The following is a 512-nucleotide window of genomic DNA, read 5'->3' on the forward strand; positions in this document are numbered from 1 at the left end:
GTGCTCGCGCTGGCGCTCGGCGACGATCATGGCGACGATCTGCCGGCGCCGGCCGACGAGATCGGCCAGCAACCGGGTCTGCCGATCCTTGAGCGGACGGATCTGCGGCCTGGTGGCCGCGACGAAGCGGGCGACGACCGCAGCATCGATGGGATCGGTCTTGGCGCGCTTGCCGAGCGCGTTGGCGAAGGCGCGCACCTGAGCCGGGTTGACCACGACGACCGGCAGGCCGGCGCCCGCCAGGCCGGCCGCCACGACGGTCTCGAAGCCGCCGGTGGCCTCGATGCCGATGACGTGCGGGGCAAGCAGCTTCAGCCGCTCCGCAAGCGCCGCGACCGCCTCGCTGTCGCGGCGAAGCCGGAAGCTCTCGCCGCCCTCCACATGCACGTCGAGCTGCGTCTTCGATACATCGATGCCGACAACGATCGCGTCCATCCTGTCCCATCCTTGCGCAAGCGGGCTTCGCTTCGAGCGGCCCAAGCGACTGTTCGGGGTCGATGGAACGGCGGGCA

1 protein-coding gene is annotated in these 512 nt (G+C 70.7%); it reads right to left on the reverse strand.

What is annotated here, in order from left to right; translation table 11 throughout:
* A partial coding sequence (locus tag V3328_RS26550; protein WP_340332762.1) for an IS110 family transposase occupies positions 1 to 435 on the reverse strand: 435 nt, incomplete at its 3' end.
* Between the last annotated feature and the right edge of the window lie 77 nt (positions 436 to 512).

The organism is Microbaculum marinum (assembly GCF_037855135.1).
Taxonomy (GTDB): domain Bacteria; phylum Pseudomonadota; class Alphaproteobacteria; order Rhizobiales; family Tepidamorphaceae; genus Microbaculum; species Microbaculum marinum.